The organism is Streptomyces sp. BPTC-684 (assembly GCF_030028635.1).
Classification (GTDB): domain Bacteria; phylum Actinomycetota; class Actinomycetes; order Streptomycetales; family Streptomycetaceae; genus Streptomyces; species Streptomyces noboritoensis.
In genome coordinates, this window is record NZ_CP124863.1 from 6,516,895 (window position 1) to 6,532,880 (window position 15,986).

The window sequence follows — 15,986 nt, forward strand, 5'->3', positions numbered from 1 at the left end:
CGGACATGGAGCTCAACCTCGCCGGGAAGACCGCGGTCGTCACGGGGGCCAGCCGAGGTGTCGGCCTCGCGATCACGCGGCAGCTCATCGCCGAGGGCGTCAGCGTGGTCGGCGCGGCCCGCACGATCACCGCCGAACTGAAGGAGGCCGGTGCCCACCCGGTCGCGGTCGACCTGAGTACGCCGGAAGGCGCCGAGGAGTTGGCGGCCCGGGCGCTCGCGGCACTCGGTGGCGTGGACATCCTGGTCAACAACATCGGCGGCGGAGACACGTTCAACCTGGACGGGTTCCTCGCCACCGACGACGCCCTGTGGGCGCACAGCTTCGAGGTCAACCTCTTCGGTACGGTCCGGGTCACCCGGCGGCTGCTGCCGAGCATCCTGGAGCGCCGTGGTTCGGTGGTGAACATCTCGTCCATGACCGCGCGTCTGCCGGGCACGGGCCCGATCGAGTACGGCGCCGCGAAGGCGGGCCTCAACGCGTTCGGCAAGGCGCTGTCCGAGGAGTTCGGGCCCCAGGGGGTGCGCGTGAACACCGTCTCTCCCGGCCCGACGCGTACGGCCATATGGGAGGCCGACGACAGCTTCGGCGCCCTCCTCGCCGAGGCGAACGGCGTCGGGCACCACGAGTTCGTGTCCACCGTGCCCGCGGCGATGGGCATGACCATCGGCCGCATGGTCGAGCCCGACGAGGTCGCGGCCGTCGTCGCGTTCCTCGCCTCCGACCGTGCGGCCGGCATCACGGGCGCGGACTACGTCGTCGAGGGCGGCGGCATCAAGACGGTGTGAGGCGCATGAGATAGACGAGACGGTCCGTCTTGACTGAGGTGCCGGGTAGGAGCATAGTTGCTGCATCAAGCGAGACGCATCGTCTCGCCTTTTGTGGGGAGCAACGCATATGCGCACGTCAGCCAGTAAGACAGACCGCGTCTGGTTCATCACGGGCGCCAGCCGCGGCCTCGGTCGCGCCTTCGCCGAGGCGGCGCTGGCCGCGGGCGACCGCGTCGCGGCCGCGGCACGCGGCGCCGGTCCGCTGGAGGAGCTGGCGGCCGCCCACCCCGGCCGGGTCCTGCCCCTCACCGTGGACGTGACCGATCGGGACGCCGCGTTCGCCGCCGTCGCCGAGGCGGTCGCGCACTTCGGGCGGCTCGACATCGTCGTCAACAACGCCGGGATGCTGTCGATGGGCATGGTCGAGGAGTTCACCGAGGCCGAGGCCCGTGCCCAGATGGACGTCAACTTCTTCGGCGCGCTGTGGGTGAGCCAGGCGGTGATGCCCACGCTGCGCGAACAGGGATCCGGGCACATCGTCCAGATCTCCAGCATCGGCGCGTTGGCCGGTTTCCCCAGCAGCGGGCTCTACGGTGCCAGCAAGTTCGCGCTGGAAGGCATGAGCGAAGCACTGGCCATGGAGGCGGCCGGTTTCGGGGTGAAGGTGAGCATCGTCCAGCCCGGCGGCTACTGGACCGACCTCTACAGCGCGATGCACACCACCACCGCCCGTGAGGAGTACGCCCCGCTGCGGGCGGAGTTGGAGAAGCAGTTCTCCGAGGGTTCGATCGACAGTGACCCGAAACTCGCCGCCGAGGCACTGCTCAAGCTCGTCGACAGCGACGAGCCGCCGTTGCGCCTGCTGCTGGGGAGCATGGTCTACGACCTGGCCTTCGACGTATCCCGCAAGCGCATGGACACCTGGGCCGCGTGGGAGGACGTCAGCCGGGCCGCCGAACACGCGATACCCGCGCCGGGGGTCGTTGCGGAGGAGTCGGTGGACGCGGCTGCGCGCCGGTGAGCGGGATCAGGGCGGGGGCGCTCGTCACTGGACCTTGACGGTGGCCTTCCACACCAGAACGGCGTGCGAGCACACATGTCCTGGTTGGGCGACGCACCTGCGGAGGGAGGTGATGTCGCTCGTGCCGCTCCCCGTGGCTTGGAAGACCGCGGTCGCGTCCCCGCCGGGTGACGTGCTGCCGCCGGTCCGCCGCAAGGCGGCGGACGCACTGGCCTGCGGCTCGCTCCACACCCACATGACGCCCTGCTCGCGGGAGCCGGTCAGTTGGACCCTGACCTCGTCCCCGGCCCGCACGGTCACCGTACGGCCGTTGTCGGCGTTGGTGAGCGGAATGGTCGCACGGGCGGACGCGGGGTGCGGTGCGGCGGAAACGGTCCCGGTGACCATCGTCGCGGTCACGGCCAGCCCCAACGCCAGCCCCGTTGCGTACTTCACGGCCTTCACGGTTACCTCCATGGACAGATGACGGACGTAGTGGTGAACGCCCCGCGCACCCGTGACGCAATGCCCGACCGGGAAGATCACCTGAATCGCTGAATCGCCGTTGCCTGCGGAACATCACGCTGCGCGGGAGGCCGGCCGGGTTGAAGTGTCGCTGGGAGCCGGACGAGGTGAATCCGCAGCCCCGCAATGAAGTCTGTCCCCCGGTTCCTCAATCTGCCACAACATTCAGGCCTGTTATGGCATGAGCCTTGCCGGTCCTCCACGCTGATCCGAACCGAGCACGGAAGTCCGAAAACAGTGGAGGAGAAGGCATGGGGAAGAGTGTGTCCCGAGGGCGGCGTACCGTGGAATGCGTCGTCGTGGGAGTCCAGATCGCCGTATTCGGCGTGATGACGATGCCCGGTCCGCATGCCGTCGCCGATACGCCCCTGCGGCGCGGCTCGGAGTACGTCGCCCTGGGGGACTCGTTCTCGGCCGGGCCGGGAATTCCCGGGCCCGCCGGTGAGGTGCGCGGGGAGGCGGCGAGTGCCCGTATGGCCTCCTGGCAGTCGGGCAGCTCCAGGCGTTGCAGATACAGGTCCGTGCGGACCTGCCGCAGGGTGTCTCGTACGCGTGCCGCGTACTCGTCCAGGCGCCGCTGGTCGAGGCCGGTGATCCGGGCGATCGTCGCGGCGTCGTCGCGTTCCACCACGGTGTGCCACAGCAGGCACTGGGACAGGGTGTGCAGTAACGCGAAGGCCGCCGTCAGCTGGCCGTCCTCCTTCAGCGGCCAGACGGCTCCCTCCCGTACCCACGCGCGGAACGCGGGTGACAGGGATGCCGGGTCGCGCTGCGTCCGGGCGACGGCGGCCGTCCGTACGCTGTCCTGCAACTGCCCGCGCAGGCAGCCGGGATGACGGCTCTGCGTGAACGGCTCGCCCGCCTGCAGGCGTTGTACGAGCAGGGTGAAGGCGAGGCCGGTCAGTTCGGCCGCGTCCAAGGGTGCCGGGGTGCAGCTCACGGCGTAGGCGTGCACGGCCGCGTAGTGGCGGCGGTAGAGGGAGCGCAGTGCGTTGGTGTCTCCCCGGCGCAGGTCGCGGACGAGAACCGAGTCGGACGGGGGCCGGGGAGTGAGAACGGCGAGCGACATGGGGGTGCCTTCCTCCAGAGGAACCGGTGGTGGGGGCCATCGACGCACTGGTGGAGAGGGCGCCCCGGCGGCGGAATCCCGGCGCTTTGCCGGGTCTTTGCCTCACGGCGGCAGCTCAACGGCCGAAGTCCCGCCTTGTGACGGTGAGTTGCGGCGAAGCGGGACCGGAACACGGAGCAGTCGCCACGGTCGCGGCGAGCACTGTCACCGTGGCGAATTTCCTGGACGTGCCTTATACGTCGCCGAGGCCCTCGTTCTCCCAGAGCGTGACGACGACGGACCCGGGACGGAGGGTCGCGCCCCTGCGGTGGGCGCGGGCCTGCGGGGTCAGTGCTTCCTGGGTGGCGATGGCGATGGCGTCCTTGGCCCGGCGGGTGCGGATCACGAAGGTGTGGACGCCGGTGCGGCCGTCGCTCGTCTCGGTGGCCAGGGTCACCGTCCACACGTAGTCCGGTTCCTGAAGGGTGTCGCCCGCGATCGAGGTGAAGGACCGGGCCATGACGTACGGGGAGGTGGGGGTGGCCTCGTACGCGTCGCCCTCCTGGGGGTATCGCTGAGCGGGAACCGGCGCGGGAGGTCCGTGCTCGAAGGGGACAGGGATGTCGTCGTGCTCGAAAGGACCTGTGGCAGCAGGCATCGAAGGGCTCCTGTGGTGCGGGATGAGGGGTCCGCCCTGCGGGGGTTCCGGCCTGGTCGGCCGGGATGGCGGCGTGTACTCAGATTCGGCCACGGCCCCCCGGTGCCACATCCGCCGCCGGGAGACACCTCGGCGCCGCCGGATGTAAGGCTCGCCCGACTTCGCTGATCTCGTCGCGCCCGGCTCTGAGCAGGGGCGCCGCCTCGGCGACGTCCACCTCCTCGCCGCCGCGCAGCCGCTGCAGCACGTCGGGCAGGCGGTCGTGCGCGAGGTCGCGTGCGGAGTCGCGCAGCCGGACGAGCCGGGTGGCGAGGTGCCGGCCGATGACGGCCGAGACGGTGACGGAGAGGAGGACGGCGATCGCGCCGATGGCCGTGGCACCGGCGTTGCGCCGGATGAGCCGGTCGGCACCGGCTTGGGCCTGCGCCCCGATGCGCTGCCCCACCTGCTGATTGACCCGGCCGAGGTCCTGCCGTACCGCACGGGTGGCGGTGTGCCAGGCGTGCACGCGGACGGGGCCACGGCGCGGCAGCGGCTGGTCCGGGCGCTCACCCGGGTCCCGGCCGTACCCGAGAACCATCTGGCCGACCTCGCCCGGTCGGCGGACTGGCCCCTGCCCGACACCGTGCGGATCGTCGCGGTCGCCGCCGAACCCGGCCGCCCCCGGCCCGTGCTCCATCGCGACGACGTACTCGTCGACTGGCAGGGGCAGGCGCCGTTCCTGCTGATCCCGGCCCCCGGCAACGACACGCTCGCGTTGGTGCGCGGCGCGCTGCCCGGCTGCACGGCCGTCGTCGCGCCGGTGGTGCCGCGCGCCGACGCCGCCGCTTCGCTGCGCTGGGCGCGGACGTTGCTCGCCGCGATCCCCGAGCACCGGGCGAGGCAGACGCGGATCATCCGCGTCGAGGACTATCTGGCACCGGTGCTCCTGCTGCAGGACGAGGCGCTCGCCCGGCTGTTCCGGGACCGGGTCCTCGCCCCGCTCGCCCAGTTGACCCAGCGTCAGAGCCGGCGCACCGCCGAGACGCTGCTGGCCTGGCTGGAGACCGGCAGCGGGACGCAGGCGGCCCGGACGCTGGGTGTCCATCCACAGACGGTCCGGTACCGGCTGCGGCAGATCGACCGGCTCTTCGGCCCCCAGCTGGCGGACCCGCAGGGCCGTTTCGAGCTGGAACTCGCCCTGCGGGCGCTGCGCCAGGCCGCCGACTTGCGGTCGGGCCGCCTGCGGCTGGGGGCCGGACGGCAGCGGGGTGCGCCGGAGGCGTGAGGCGCAGGGGAAGCAGCGCGTCCAGGGAGGGGCACGGGGGGTCCTGGGCGCGCTGCGGTCTGGGTGTGGTCGTCGGTGCCGGGCCGCGGCGGGCCCGGTACCGGGACGCGATCGGGTCGGTGCTGGACCGCCGTGGACGGTCAGTGCTGGACCGCCGTGGACAGGGAGAAGTCCGCGAAGTCCGCGCTCTCGGTCTTCTTCGGTCCCCACGAGCTCTCGTGGCCGCCGAAGAAGGTGGAGAAGAAGACACCGCCGAAGTTGATCTTGGATATGCCGCGGGCGGCCTTCTTGGCGGCGAGCACCTGCTTGCCGTCGAACCACACGGTGAGGTCGCCGGTGCTCCGGTTCACCAACTGCTCGACGGTGTGCCACTTGCCGTTCGCGGTCCACTGCCAGTTGCCCACCCCCAGGTCGACCCCGTAGCCGGACGGGCCGGAGTTGCCCGGTGTGTAGAGGTAGAGCTCGCCGTCGTTGGGGTGGGACTTGGCGCGGAACATGTACCGCGTGTACCAGCCGTTGCCGTGGGTGCCGCCGGACTCCTGGCCGATGACGCCTCCGTACAGCCCGGGCAGTTTGCCGCCCTTGCCGAAGTCGAAACCGGTGGGGAACTTCAGGCTGTACTTGAGGTCGAGGGTCGCCGACTTGGCCAGCTCGGGCCTGCCGAGCTGGGTGAGGGACGTGTAGAACTGCCCGCCGCCCTTGGTGGGGCAGTCGCCGCACGAGTTGGAGGACGAGCCCTTGCCGTACGTCACGCGCAGTGCGGAGCCGTCGCCCGGGGCGGTGGAGTCGCTCACCTTCTTGAGGTTCGCCTGGCCCCAGGCGCCCTTCGACGCCACCCCCCCAGGACTTCTTCCAGGCGGTCGAGCCGTAGTCGCTGAACTGTCCGGTCCAGGCGGCGGCCGAGGAGTGCGGGGCGGCGGCCGGGGAAGCCGTCGCCAGGGACGCGGTGACGGCGGTGGCGGCCGTGCCGAGCGCGACGGCGAAGGTGATGCGGCGACGGCTCCAGGTGGCGCGCGCATGGGATGTCGGGGACATGGTGCTCCTTGGGGGGTGGGTGCGAAGGCGGATCGTCCGGCGGGGCTCGCAGCCCCGCCGGGACGGGGGGGATGCCTGACGGGTTGTCAGTCGACGGTGAAGGAGTGGGTCGCGCCGAACGACCCGGCGACCTTGATGTCCACCACGAGCTTCGGGTGGGTGGCCACCACGGTGACGGTGGGATCCGCGCGGACGACACGGTGGCCGGCGGAATCGACCGTGACGCGCACGGTGTCACCCGTCTGGGTCGGGTCCGCGAGGGCGCAGGTCCAGCCCTTGCGGGTGCGGCCCCACACCGCGGTTGCGGGCCCGGACACCTGCACCCGTTCGACGGCGCCCGCGGTGAAGAACGAAGCGGCGGTCAGGTGTCCGTCGAGGCGGACCGCCTGCGCCTGGGCCGAGTTGGCCAGCACCTCCCAGCGCCCGGTGGCCCGGCGCGTCCGGGCGGCCGAGGCGCCCGGCAGCACGGCGTAGGCGTAGCTCGCCCCGGTGGGGCGGACCCCGTGGTCGAGCACGATCTTCTGGTAGCGGCGGGTGTACGGATCGGAGGTGCCGTGGGTGTTGGCGCCGGTGTCGATGCCCAGCCAGGTACCGCTGCGGTCCTCGCGCAGCAGTGTGAGCGGCTTCTTGTCGGAGCCGTCGAGGAGCACATAGCCGGCCGTCCCCTCCAGGTGCAGCCAGCGCGCGTGCGGCGCGACCGTGGCGCGGCCGAGCGGTGAGGTGCCGCGGCGGCCGTCGATGAGCAGGGCGGCGGTGCCGTTCTCGCCGAGGTTGCGGTTCTCGATCGCCGTACGCACGGGGGCGCCGGAGGAGTCGGTGATGGCCGCGCCCAGGCAGATGACCGCGTCGGGGGCGAAGAACCACGACTTCTTGGCGGATAGGGTGCCGTCCTGCGACACGAAGTCCAGGGCTTGGACGCCGTGTCGGTCGTCGAAGCGCGCGCCGCCCGCGAACGAGCGGGTGGTACGCGGTGGATCGGTCAGCAGCGGCGGCGGGGCCGCGTCCTTCACGGTGGCACCGGGCAGTAGCGTGGCGTCGACCGTGGGCCAGTAGGCGTCGCTGTAGTGGCCCTGCTGCTCGGGCAGGAAGGTGTAGAGCACGCCGTCGCCGGTGTACCAGCCGTGCAGGTTCATGCCGTTGATGGACTCGTAGCGGCAGATGCGCGCCGAGCCGGTGCCGAGCGACGCCGACCAGCGGTCCGTGACGTGCACCATCCGGTCCATCTGCGGGAACGTCCGGTGCAGATTCACGTCGTCCAAGTCGACCTGTGCATACGGCAGTTGCTCGGCGAGCTCGACCTCGGACACCCCGACGGGCTGGAGACCGCCCGCGAACCGGCCCACGTTCGAGACGTCGAGGTACGGCGCCCAGGTGCCCTCGGCGATCCAGCGGGCCGCGAGCTGGGACAGCCGCGTCCGGGTCCCGCCCGTCGCGGTCCTCGCCAGCAGCACCACCGCGGCGGTGAACTGGTGGCCCGCGTCGTGCCCCGTCTCGCCCTGGCGGGAGAGCATACGGCCGCGCACGGTCTCCATCATCGACCCGGCGACCAGGAACGGCGCGTGCACATCGGTGACGACCTGCTCGAACTTCTCCCGTACGGCGGGCGCGAGCCGGGTCGCGGTGTCATGGGTGACATACGTCAGTGCGGCGATCGCGCTGAGCAGGACCAGCCCGTAGTGGCCGGGGTAGGGCACCACGTCGTGCTGGATGAACGAGCCGTCGGTGTGGTAGCCGTCGCCCCGGGTGGTGCGCTTGGTCAGGTCCGCCGCGCCGCCGCCGACGGTGTCGGTGACGGCCGCGATCCCGGTGGCGACCCGGGCGGCGTCGCCGGCGAGCGCGCCGGACACTACGGTGATGAGTGCCTTGTCCGCGCGGTTGGCCCCCGTTTCCACGGTGGCGGGGTTGTTGGTGCGGCGGTTGGGATCGGCGACGAAGCGCAGGACGGGGCGCAGGACGCGTTCCCGGTCGGCCGCGGGCAGCCGGTCGCCGAGCGCGGCGACGGTCTGGAGCAGCCAGTACGGCACGCCTATCTCGTAGGAGTACCAGTTGCCGATCTCGGCGGTGTTCTCGTTGTACTGGGTGCGGTAGAGGGTGTTGAGCGCGGTGACGATGCGCTCGGGCATCTCCGGCCGGGCCGAGAGCGCGGACCCGAGGGTGGCCCAGTCCACGGCGATGGTCCGCAGACGGTAGTACATCGAGGGGAAGTAGGTGCTGCCGGGGCCGACCGGCAGGTCCGGCCAGAGCTGGTCGGCGGTGACGTTCATGGCCGCGTCGTGGCCGACCGCGACCTGGTCCAGGGCCGCCACTGCCCGGTTTCTCCTGGGGGAGCTCCGGTTGCTGCCGATCTGGAGCTCCCGGTAGGCGGTCACGATCTTCGCGTGGTCCGCTGCGCCTGCCCCGGCCCCTGGCGCTGCCGCCACGGGCGCGGCCATCTGGAGCGGAACAGCGGCTGCCACGGCGGCGGTTGCCCCGCATCGCAATACGTCTCGGCGATCAAGCGACATCGCTTGTCCTCACGTCGGAATCGGCATCGTATGCGCCCCGCAGGTTACGTATATGAACGTTGACCAGATACGGGGACTGTTGAGCTGGGGCAAAGTAGCCCCGGCGTCAAGTCCCCGTCAATGCTTCACGCATCCACGGCCGCCTTTTGTCATCCGGGTGCACGTTCATGCGGGAAGGGAGTGATCGATTCACTTGCATGAGTGTAGTTCGTATATATGAACCCTCAAGGGAGTGGTCAGCGCATGAAGCGGCCCAACGCACACCGCAGGAGCTCGAAGAATGGCGGTCAGGCGAAGTTCAGCGCCTTCGGCAAGGGGTTTTCCGCCCGGAGTTCACATTGCCGAGACGGTGTCGACACTTCCACGGGTACCCGGGCGGACATCGGAGCGTGGGCCGCCCCCGAAGGTCTCGGCCTGCTCGGCCGGCGGATGGTGGAGTGACCATCGCGACCGGCGGCTGAGGCTCGTACGCCTAATTCATGGACCGGGAATTGGCCCGGCCCATGAATTGGGCATGTCCGGAATGGAATGCCGGGAAATCCGTGATGGCGAAAATTCGGCTACCGGGATATTGACGGCGTGTTTCCTGGGTGTAAGCATGGCGGACATCGAAACGGATCCTACGGTTTCGGTTCCCGCGCCTTCGGGCGCATTCGCGCGAAATATTTCGCCGCTGCCGCCGGCGAACCGGCCCTGGAGCCAAGGCGCCCTGACCGGCCACGCGGCGGGAATCCCCCGGCTCGGCTCGCGCACCTGACAGGCGTCACCGCGCCCCGGACGCAATATTTCCGCCCTCCCCATTCGCCCCTCACCCACGGAGGACCTGTGTCCACTGTGCCCCCACCCCGTTCCCATCGCGCCCGTCGCCACCGGCGCGGCCTTCTCGCGGCATCCTCCGCGCTGGCCGTCGGCGCGGTCGGCCTCTGGGCCGGACCGGGCTTCGGCGCCTCGAAGCCGGCCGACCCGAAGGCGACCGCCCTGCCCAAGCCCGACCACGTCGTGGTCGTCATGTTCGAGAACCAGCCCTTCAGTTCGGTCATCAAGTCGCCCAGCGCGCCGTACATCAACTCGCTGGCCAAGCAAGGGGCGCTGCTCACCGCGTCGAGCGCGCTGAGCCACCCGAGCCAGCCGAACTACTACCAGCTGTTCTCGGGCTCCACCCAGGGTGCCAAGGGCGACGACTGCCCCAAGCTCGGCACCATGACCGCGCCCAACCTCGGCAGCGGGCTGATCGCCGCGGGCAGGACGTGGGGGAGCTACAACGAGGACTGGCCGTCGAACCCTACGACGTGCAAGAGCGGTAAGTACGCCGTCAAGCACAACCCGTGGTTCGGCTTCAAGAACGTGCCGGCCTCCACCGCGCACACCTTCACCGCGTTCCCCAAGGACTACACGAAGCTGCCCGCGGTCTCGTTCGTCGTTCCGAACCTGTGCAACGACATGCACGGGATCAAGAGCGGCTGCAAGAAGAGCGTCGCCACCGGTGACTCCTGGCTGAAGAGCAGGCTCGACGGCTACGCGCAGTGGGCCAAGACGCACAACAGCGTGCTGGTCGTCACCTTCGACGAAGGCAAGGGCTCCGACCAGCGCATCACCACCATCTTCGAAGGGGGACCGGTCAAGGCGGGCGCCACCACCGCCACCAAGTACAACCACTACGACCTGCTCCGCACGATCGAGGACATGTACGGCGTCAAGCCCTCGGGCCAGGCGGCCTCGGGCAAGGACATCACCGGCATCTGGAAGTAGCCGCAAACCCTCTGGAAGCACCATGTACCTCGCGGACAGCCGTTCCACCGACGGCGCCCGCCCGTCCGGCCGGGGCACCCGCCCCGGCCGGACGGCCGCCGCCGTCCCCACCACCGTCATCGCCCTCGGCGCCGTCAGCCTGATCACCGACGTCTCCTCGGAGATGGTCACCGCCGTACTGCCGCTCTACTTCGTCGTCCTCGCCGCCGACCGTACGGGCAAGGGCCTGCGCACCGCGCCGCGCGACGCCATGATCTCCTTCGCCACCGAACCGGCCACCCGGGGGCGCGCGTTCGGCGTGCACCGGGCCATGGACACCACCGGCGCGCTGCTCGGCCCGATCGTCGCCTTCCTCGTCCTGCGCACGGCCGCCGACGGCTACGACGCGGTGTTCAGCCTCAGCGGCTGCATCGCCGCGCTCGGCGTCGTCGTCCTGCTGCTCTTCGTACCGGGGCGCACGGCTCCACCGGAGGCGCCACCGGCGAACGGTGAACGCCGGGCCCCCGTGCGCTCGCTGCTGCGGCGCTCGGCCGTACGACGGCTGACGCTCTGCGCGGTGCTGCTCGGCCTGACCAGCGTCAGCGACTCCTTCCTCTACCTCAGCCTCCAGCGCCGCCTCGGTCTGTCCGACTCCTGGTTCCCGCTGCTGCCGCTGGGTACCGCCGCGGGCTTCCTCCTGCTCGCCGTCCCGTTCGGCCTGGTCGCCGACCGCATCGGCCGCAGACGGCTCTTCCTCATCGGCCACCTGGGACTGCTCGGGGCGTACCTTCTGCTCCTCACCCCCGGCAAGGGTTCCGTGCTGCTGCCCTGCCTCGTCCTGGCCCTGCAAGGCGCCTTCTACGCGGCCACCGACGGTGTGCTCGCCGCGGCCACCGCCGACGCCGTGCCCGAGAGCGAGCGCGGCACCGGGCTCGCCGTGGTGCAGACCGGCCAGGCCACGGCGCGGTTGGTGTGCTCGATCGGCTTCGGCGCGGCCTGGACGATGTGGGGCGACCGCAGCGCGCTGGCCGTCGCCACCGCCGGACTGGTCGCCGCGGTCGCCGTCAGCGCCGTACTGCTGCGTCCGGCCGTCTCCACCAGCACCCCGGAGGGCGTGCGATGAACCCCAGGCACCGGCTGGCCGTCCTGCTCGCCGCCCTCCTCGTCCTCGGCTCGCTGAGCGTGGGCGCCGTGCTGCACGCGCACCAGCGGGCCGTGCGGAAGTCGCAGGCCCAGGTGGGCGGCCCGAACGTCGTCTCCGGCAACGTCACACTGGACACTCCCGGGCAGACCCTGTTCCGCAACACGGCCTGGGGCCCGCACCGGGGCGAGATCACCTCGGCACCCACCGGCGACCCGAGCGGATCCCGTACCGCGACGGGCCTGCAGTGCATGCGGTTCTACGCGGCCCACGGCACCGGCATCTGCCTCCAGGGCGACCACGGCACCGTGAGCGAGAAATACCGCGCGGTCGTGCTCGACACCCACCTGCACGAGGTGCGCCACTTCGCCGTGGCCGGTATCCCCACCCGTGCGCGAGTCTCGCCCAGCGGCCGCCTCGCCGCCTGGACGGTCTTCACCGGCGGCGACTCGTACGCGGGCGGCGCCTTCTCCACCCGCACCTCGATCGTGGACACCCGGACCTGGGACTACGACAGCAACCTGGAGACGTACCGCTTCTACAAGGACGGCCACCGCAAGAAGGCCGCCGACATCAACATCTGGGGCGTCACCTTCGCCGACGACACCCACTTCTACGCGACCGTCGCCACCGGCGGCCAGACGTATCTCGTACGCGGCGACCGCACCGCCAAGACCCTGACCGCGCTCCACACCAACGTCGAATGCCCCTCGCTCTCCCCGGACGGCACCCGCATCGCCTTCAAGAAGCGCGTCGAGGGCGCCGACTCCGACGCACCCTGGCGGCTGTACGTCATGGACCTGCGCACCATGCGCGAAACCGCGACCGCAGAGTTAGAGAACGTCGACGACCAGGCCGTCTGGAGCGGGAACCACGCCCTGGTCTACGCACAGCCGGGCGACTACGGCGACGACCTGTGGACCGTGCCCGCCGACGGGAGCGGACACCCGCGCCGCCTGATGGTGTCGGCGGTGAGTCCGGCGTACAGCGTTTGAGGGCACGGACGACGGCTCATGCGGCGCCGCGTCAGCCGGATCCGAAGGGCGTGCCGTCGTAGCGGAAGTCGGAGCAGGGCGCGTCCTCGTCGTCCGTGCTCGTCGTGTTGGTGCCGATGGTGGGGTCGTGCGGCCTGCCCGCCGCCGCGTCCCGCCCGTCCTCAAGGCCGAGATACGCGTCCACACGCCGGTCGATGAACGAGGCCACTCCCCGTGACACGTCGTCGAACACCGCCCAGATCTGCGATGGGTCATCGGTGTCGCAGGTGCGCTGCACCACGGGCGCGTCCTTGGCCGTGCTGCCGGCGCTGCTGAGATACAACCCGCTTGCCTTGTTGCGGAGTTGCGCCAGGGGGAGGTCGCTGCTCGGTGAGTGGCTGCCCACGATCACCACGTTCCAGTGCTGGCGCGCACTGCCGTCGCATGTCGCCTCGCGCGGCTGGACGCCGGGTGTGGGGGTGTCGCCGGGGATCTCCATGCACCCGCCGGTGGTCGTCGGTGTGTGTCCGGGGGAGGGGTGCGTGGGCGACGGTCGGGCGGATGCGGAAGTGCGGCCCCGCCGTGAGGCGTTGGGTTCTTCGGGTGACCTGGAGGAGGGTCCGGATGGCGGTGTGGGGGAGCAGGGCCAACCCACCGATTCCGGCTGCGACGACGAGGGTGGCGATCGCGACGCCCACGGGCGCCGACACCGTAGGCCCGCCGCGACGTACGCGGAGCCGCCCCACAGTAGCAGGGCCGCCGGAAGGGTCGTGTTCAGACGCTCGTTGATGTCGGTGAGGTGGACCAGCGCCCGGCGGCAGCGGGCGCAGTGCGTGAGATGGCGGTCGAGCGCGCGGCTGGTGCGACGGCCCGAGCGGCGTACGACGGCGCCGAGCAGCGCGGTGTGGCGCCGGCACTCCTCCGAGGCGGTACTGCTGTCGGCGTGCGCCGACAGATAGGCCTCGCGCAGCCCCTCGCGTGCGCGGGCGGCGAGCGAGGCGACGCCGCTGGCGGTCATGCCGAGCCGGGCGGCGACCTCGGCGGCCGGTTCGTCCTCGATGACGGTGTGCCACAGGACGGCCCGCCAGCGTTCGGGCAGGGTGCGGAAGCCGCGCAGGACGAGGCTGTTGTCCTCCAGGCGCAGGACGCGCTCCTCGCTGCTCTCCGACTCCGAGCCGGAGGACACACCGGCCAGCCACGTGGTGAAGTCGGGTGCCAGCTCGGTGCGCCGGGCGGTGTCGGCCCACCCCGCGGCCGTGCGGCGCACGATCGTCAACAGGTAGGCGCGCCAGGCCAGTTCGGGACCGCCGCCGGAGCGGACGGCCTGCAGGGCGCGGGTGAACGCCTCGGACGCCAGGTCCTCGGCGGTGTGCGGGTCGCGGCAGCAGGTACGGGCGTAGGCGAGCACGGCCGGCTGGTGGCGTCGGTACAGCTCGGCGAGGGCTTCGTCGTCGCCCTCCCGTATGGACGCCGTGAGTTCGGCGTCCGGGCGGGACTGCTGCTGTTCCTCGCTGGAGAGCATGAATGTCGTCCCTCGGAGACGGCAGGCGAGGCGGCGGGCGCGCCTGAATTCCGTGGTGTTCAGGGCCCGTTGACGGCATCGCCTCTGGATCTTGAGGGACGTTAGCACCGCGTGAGCACCGGCCGGGGAAAGGTGTGGCGAGACTGATAAAGAACCACTGATGTGATCGAGGCGCATCGGCACCGCCGGGCCGTGCGGCAGCCTGAGCCGTCCGGCTCAACGGCTTGGCCAGCGGGAACGTGGTTCAGACCATGACGCGACTCCTTGACAGCCTCTGAGGGGCGGGCTTAGCTTCGGGGCGCAGATGTTCCTCAATATAGATAGAGTTCATGTATATGATCGCGTGTTGCTCGCTTTTCGAAGCCTTCACTGCCGCCGGTCGCAAGAACTGTGAGACGAGTCATGACTGTCCACGAGCCGTATTCCGAACGCACGGACGCGGAGCTCGCCGCCGCTGTTCCGGGCTCGGGTGGACGCGCCGCCGTCGCGGAGCTCTACCGGCGTCACCGCAGTGCCGTACTCGCCTACGCCCGGCTCTGCTGCCGCGACGCGCACACCGCCGAGGACCTGGCGTCCGAGGCGTTCGTCCGTACGATCCGGGCGGTACGGGCCGGGGGCGGCCCGCAGGGTGCCTGGCGTCCGTATCTGCTCGTCGTCGTCCGGCGCACCGCCGCCGCGTGGGCGAGCACGGCCCGTATGACCGAGCTCTGCGGCGAACCGGAACGCTGGACGAACCCGTCCGTCCCGCTGGGCTGGAGCGGTGAGGAAAGCGTGCTCCGGCGCGAGGACAGCGGGTTCGCCCTGCGGGGCTTCCGGTCGCTCCCCGCGCGCTGGCAGGCGGTGCTCTGGTACACGGTGGTCGAGGAGCGGCCGGCCGCCGCCGTCGGCGCGCTGCTCGGCCTGGGGGTGAGCGGCGTCGGCTCGCTGGCGGCCCGCGCCCGCGAGGCGTTGCGCGCGGCCTACCTCGCGGCGCATGTCGAGGCGTCCGCGACCGGGGAGGAATGCCGCCGGATCGTCATGCTGCTCGTCGCGCACGTGCGCCGCGCCGGCCGCCCGCGCAGCAAGGAGGTGGACGCCCACCTCTACCGCTGTGACCGCTGCCGCCACGCGCTCAGCGAGCTCACGTCGATCAACAGGCGGCTGGCGTCGACGAGGGCGGGCGGCAGGACGCCGTGGCCGTGGACGACGAACGAACAGCCGTAGGGCCTCCGCGGACACGGCCCCGATCGAGAACGCGGGCGCGGCTGCTCCACGTCGGCGAAGCCGGCACGAGGCGGTTCACGAGCACCACCGCGCTCAAGGTGTACGGGACCGGCGCGCTCGACTCCTGGGCGCCCTTCTAGGGTGTGCGGTACGGAAGTCCACCGTTCAGCCCGGAGTTGCCATGCCCCTGAAGATGAAGTTGGCCGCGATCACGCTCGACTGTGCCGATCCGCTTGCTCTGGCGGCGTTCTACCAGCAGGCCGCCGGCCTCGAACCCCACCCGAAGTCGGACGCCGAGTTCGCCGGTCTCAACAGCGCGGACGGGCTCTTCATCGGCTTTCAGCGGGTCGACGACTACCAGGCCCCGAACTGGCCCGACCAGACCGTTCCCCAGCAGATGCACCTCGACTTCGAGGTCGACGATTTCGACGAGGCCGAGGCCCGGCTGTTGGAGCTGGGCGCGGGCAAGCCGGAGCAGCAGCCGGGCGGAGAGAGGTGGCGGGTCCTCATCGATCCGGCCGGACATCCTTTCTGCCTGGTCAGAAGCTGATTGACGGCGGTATACGCGTCACCGGGGGGGGCGGGACGGGACTCGGACCCGCCGTCCCCCC

At 71.0% G+C, this 15,986-nt stretch carries 16 protein-coding genes; 9 read left to right on the forward strand and 7 right to left on the reverse strand.

Annotated features, from left to right (window positions below; genetic code table 11):
* Positions 1-5: 5 nt before the first annotated feature.
* The gene (locus tag QIY60_RS29130; RefSeq protein WP_283145150.1) at positions 6-788 is read left to right on the forward strand and encodes an oxidoreductase; all 783 of its coding nucleotides are present in this window, start codon (positions 6-8) and stop codon (positions 786-788) included.
* A gap of 109 nt (positions 789-897) precedes the next feature.
* The gene (locus QIY60_RS29135) at positions 898-1,791 is read left to right on the forward strand and encodes an SDR family NAD(P)-dependent oxidoreductase (RefSeq protein ID WP_283145151.1); all 894 of its coding nucleotides are present in this window, start codon (positions 898-900) and stop codon (positions 1,789-1,791) included.
* A 24-nt stretch (positions 1,792-1,815) separates the two neighbouring features.
* Here the strand turns inward: QIY60_RS29135 and QIY60_RS29140 are convergent, their stop codons facing one another.
* The 4 genes from QIY60_RS29140 to QIY60_RS29155 form a co-directional block, all read right to left on the reverse strand.
* Entirely contained in the window at positions 1,816-2,226 is a 411-nt protein-coding gene (locus QIY60_RS29140; protein WP_283145152.1) for a hypothetical protein, read from the reverse strand.
* Between the two features lie 217 nt (positions 2,227-2,443).
* Positions 2,444-3,364 (reverse strand): hypothetical protein, encoded by a 921-nt coding sequence (locus QIY60_RS29145; RefSeq protein WP_283145153.1) that lies wholly within the window; start codon positions 3,362-3,364, stop codon positions 2,444-2,446.
* Positions 3,365-3,596: 232 nt separating this feature from the next.
* Positions 3,597-4,001, reverse strand: a complete 405-nt coding sequence (locus QIY60_RS29150; protein WP_283145154.1) for a hypothetical protein — start codon at positions 3,999-4,001, stop codon at positions 3,597-3,599.
* Positions 4,002-4,080: 79 nt separating this feature from the next.
* Entirely contained in the window at positions 4,081-4,509 is a 429-nt protein-coding gene (locus tag QIY60_RS29155) for a hypothetical protein (RefSeq protein WP_283145155.1), read from the reverse strand.
* On the opposite strand from QIY60_RS29155, the gene QIY60_RS29160 reads away from it, so the two are divergent.
* Complete coding sequence (locus QIY60_RS29160; protein ID WP_283145156.1) at positions 4,504-5,268, forward strand: PucR family transcriptional regulator; 765 nt, start codon at positions 4,504-4,506, stop codon at positions 5,266-5,268. The two genes, QIY60_RS29155 and QIY60_RS29160, sit on opposite strands and share 6 nt — an antisense overlap.
* Before the next feature lie 140 nt (positions 5,269-5,408).
* Here QIY60_RS29160 and QIY60_RS29165 read toward each other — a convergent pair whose 3' ends face one another.
* Both QIY60_RS29165 and QIY60_RS29170 read right to left on the reverse strand, forming a co-directional pair.
* On the reverse strand, positions 5,409-6,104 hold the full coding sequence (locus tag QIY60_RS29165; protein ID WP_283145157.1) for a polysaccharide lyase: 696 nt from the start codon (positions 6,102-6,104) through the stop codon (positions 5,409-5,411).
* A gap of 285 nt (positions 6,105-6,389) precedes the next feature.
* Positions 6,390-8,672: a polysaccharide lyase 8 family protein gene (locus QIY60_RS29170; protein ID WP_283145158.1), complete on the reverse strand. Its 2,283-nt coding sequence runs from the start codon at positions 8,670-8,672 to the stop codon at positions 6,390-6,392.
* A gap of 649 nt (positions 8,673-9,321) precedes the next feature.
* On the opposite strand from QIY60_RS29170, the gene QIY60_RS29175 reads away from it, so the two are divergent.
* From QIY60_RS29175 to QIY60_RS29190, 4 genes are all read left to right on the forward strand, one after another.
* Positions 9,322-9,564: a hypothetical protein gene (locus QIY60_RS29175; RefSeq protein ID WP_283145159.1), complete on the forward strand. Its 243-nt coding sequence runs from the start codon at positions 9,322-9,324 to the stop codon at positions 9,562-9,564.
* Positions 9,565-9,632: 68 nt separating this feature from the next.
* Positions 9,633-10,556: an alkaline phosphatase family protein gene (locus QIY60_RS29180; protein WP_283145160.1), complete on the forward strand. Its 924-nt coding sequence runs from the start codon at positions 9,633-9,635 to the stop codon at positions 10,554-10,556.
* 22 nt (positions 10,557-10,578) lie between these two features.
* Complete coding sequence (locus tag QIY60_RS29185) at positions 10,579-11,658, forward strand: MFS transporter (RefSeq protein WP_283145161.1); 1,080 nt, start codon at positions 10,579-10,581, stop codon at positions 11,656-11,658.
* The gene (locus tag QIY60_RS29190; RefSeq protein WP_283145162.1) at positions 11,655-12,671 is read left to right on the forward strand and encodes a TolB-like translocation protein; all 1,017 of its coding nucleotides are present in this window, start codon (positions 11,655-11,657) and stop codon (positions 12,669-12,671) included. Before QIY60_RS29185 ends, QIY60_RS29190 begins: the two co-directional genes overlap by 4 nt.
* Before the next feature lie 31 nt (positions 12,672-12,702).
* On the opposite strand, the gene QIY60_RS29195 is transcribed toward QIY60_RS29190, so the two are convergent.
* Positions 12,703-14,172, reverse strand: coding sequence for a sigma-70 family RNA polymerase sigma factor (locus QIY60_RS29195; RefSeq protein WP_283145163.1), 1,470 nt, complete (start codon positions 14,170-14,172; stop codon positions 12,703-12,705).
* A gap of 402 nt (positions 14,173-14,574) precedes the next feature.
* On the opposite strand from QIY60_RS29195, the gene QIY60_RS29200 reads away from it, so the two are divergent.
* Positions 14,575-15,375: a sigma-70 family RNA polymerase sigma factor gene (locus QIY60_RS29200; RefSeq protein WP_283145164.1), complete on the forward strand. Its 801-nt coding sequence runs from the start codon at positions 14,575-14,577 to the stop codon at positions 15,373-15,375.
* A 181-nt stretch (positions 15,376-15,556) separates the two neighbouring features.
* Positions 15,557-15,925, forward strand: a complete 369-nt coding sequence (locus QIY60_RS29205; RefSeq protein WP_283145165.1) for a VOC family protein — start codon at positions 15,557-15,559, stop codon at positions 15,923-15,925.
* Positions 15,926-15,986: the final 61 nt, after the last annotated feature.

Coding starts and splice junctions, on each gene's coding strand:
- QIY60_RS29130 (WP_283145150.1), top strand. CDS start 6: ATGGAGCTCAACCTCGCCGGGAAGACCGCGGTCGTCACGGGGGCCAGC.
- QIY60_RS29135 (WP_283145151.1), top strand. CDS start 898: ATGCGCACGTCAGCCAGTAAGACAGACCGCGTCTGGTTCATCACGGGC.
- QIY60_RS29145 (WP_283145153.1), bottom strand. CDS start 3,364: ATGTCGCTCGCCGTTCTCACTCCCCGGCCCCCGTCCGACTCGGTTCTC.
- QIY60_RS29150 (WP_283145154.1), bottom strand. CDS start 4,001: ATGCCTGCTGCCACAGGTCCTTTCGAGCACGACGACATCCCTGTCCCC.
- QIY60_RS29175 (WP_283145159.1), top strand. CDS start 9,322: ATGTCCGGAATGGAATGCCGGGAAATCCGTGATGGCGAAAATTCGGCT.
- QIY60_RS29185 (WP_283145161.1), top strand. CDS start 10,579: ATGTACCTCGCGGACAGCCGTTCCACCGACGGCGCCCGCCCGTCCGGC.
- QIY60_RS29190 (WP_283145162.1), top strand. CDS start 11,655: ATGAACCCCAGGCACCGGCTGGCCGTCCTGCTCGCCGCCCTCCTCGTC.
- QIY60_RS29195 (WP_283145163.1), bottom strand. CDS start 14,172: ATGCTCTCCAGCGAGGAACAGCAGCAGTCCCGCCCGGACGCCGAACTC.
- QIY60_RS29200 (WP_283145164.1), top strand. CDS start 14,575: ATGACTGTCCACGAGCCGTATTCCGAACGCACGGACGCGGAGCTCGCC.
- QIY60_RS29205 (WP_283145165.1), top strand. CDS start 15,557: ATGCCCCTGAAGATGAAGTTGGCCGCGATCACGCTCGACTGTGCCGAT.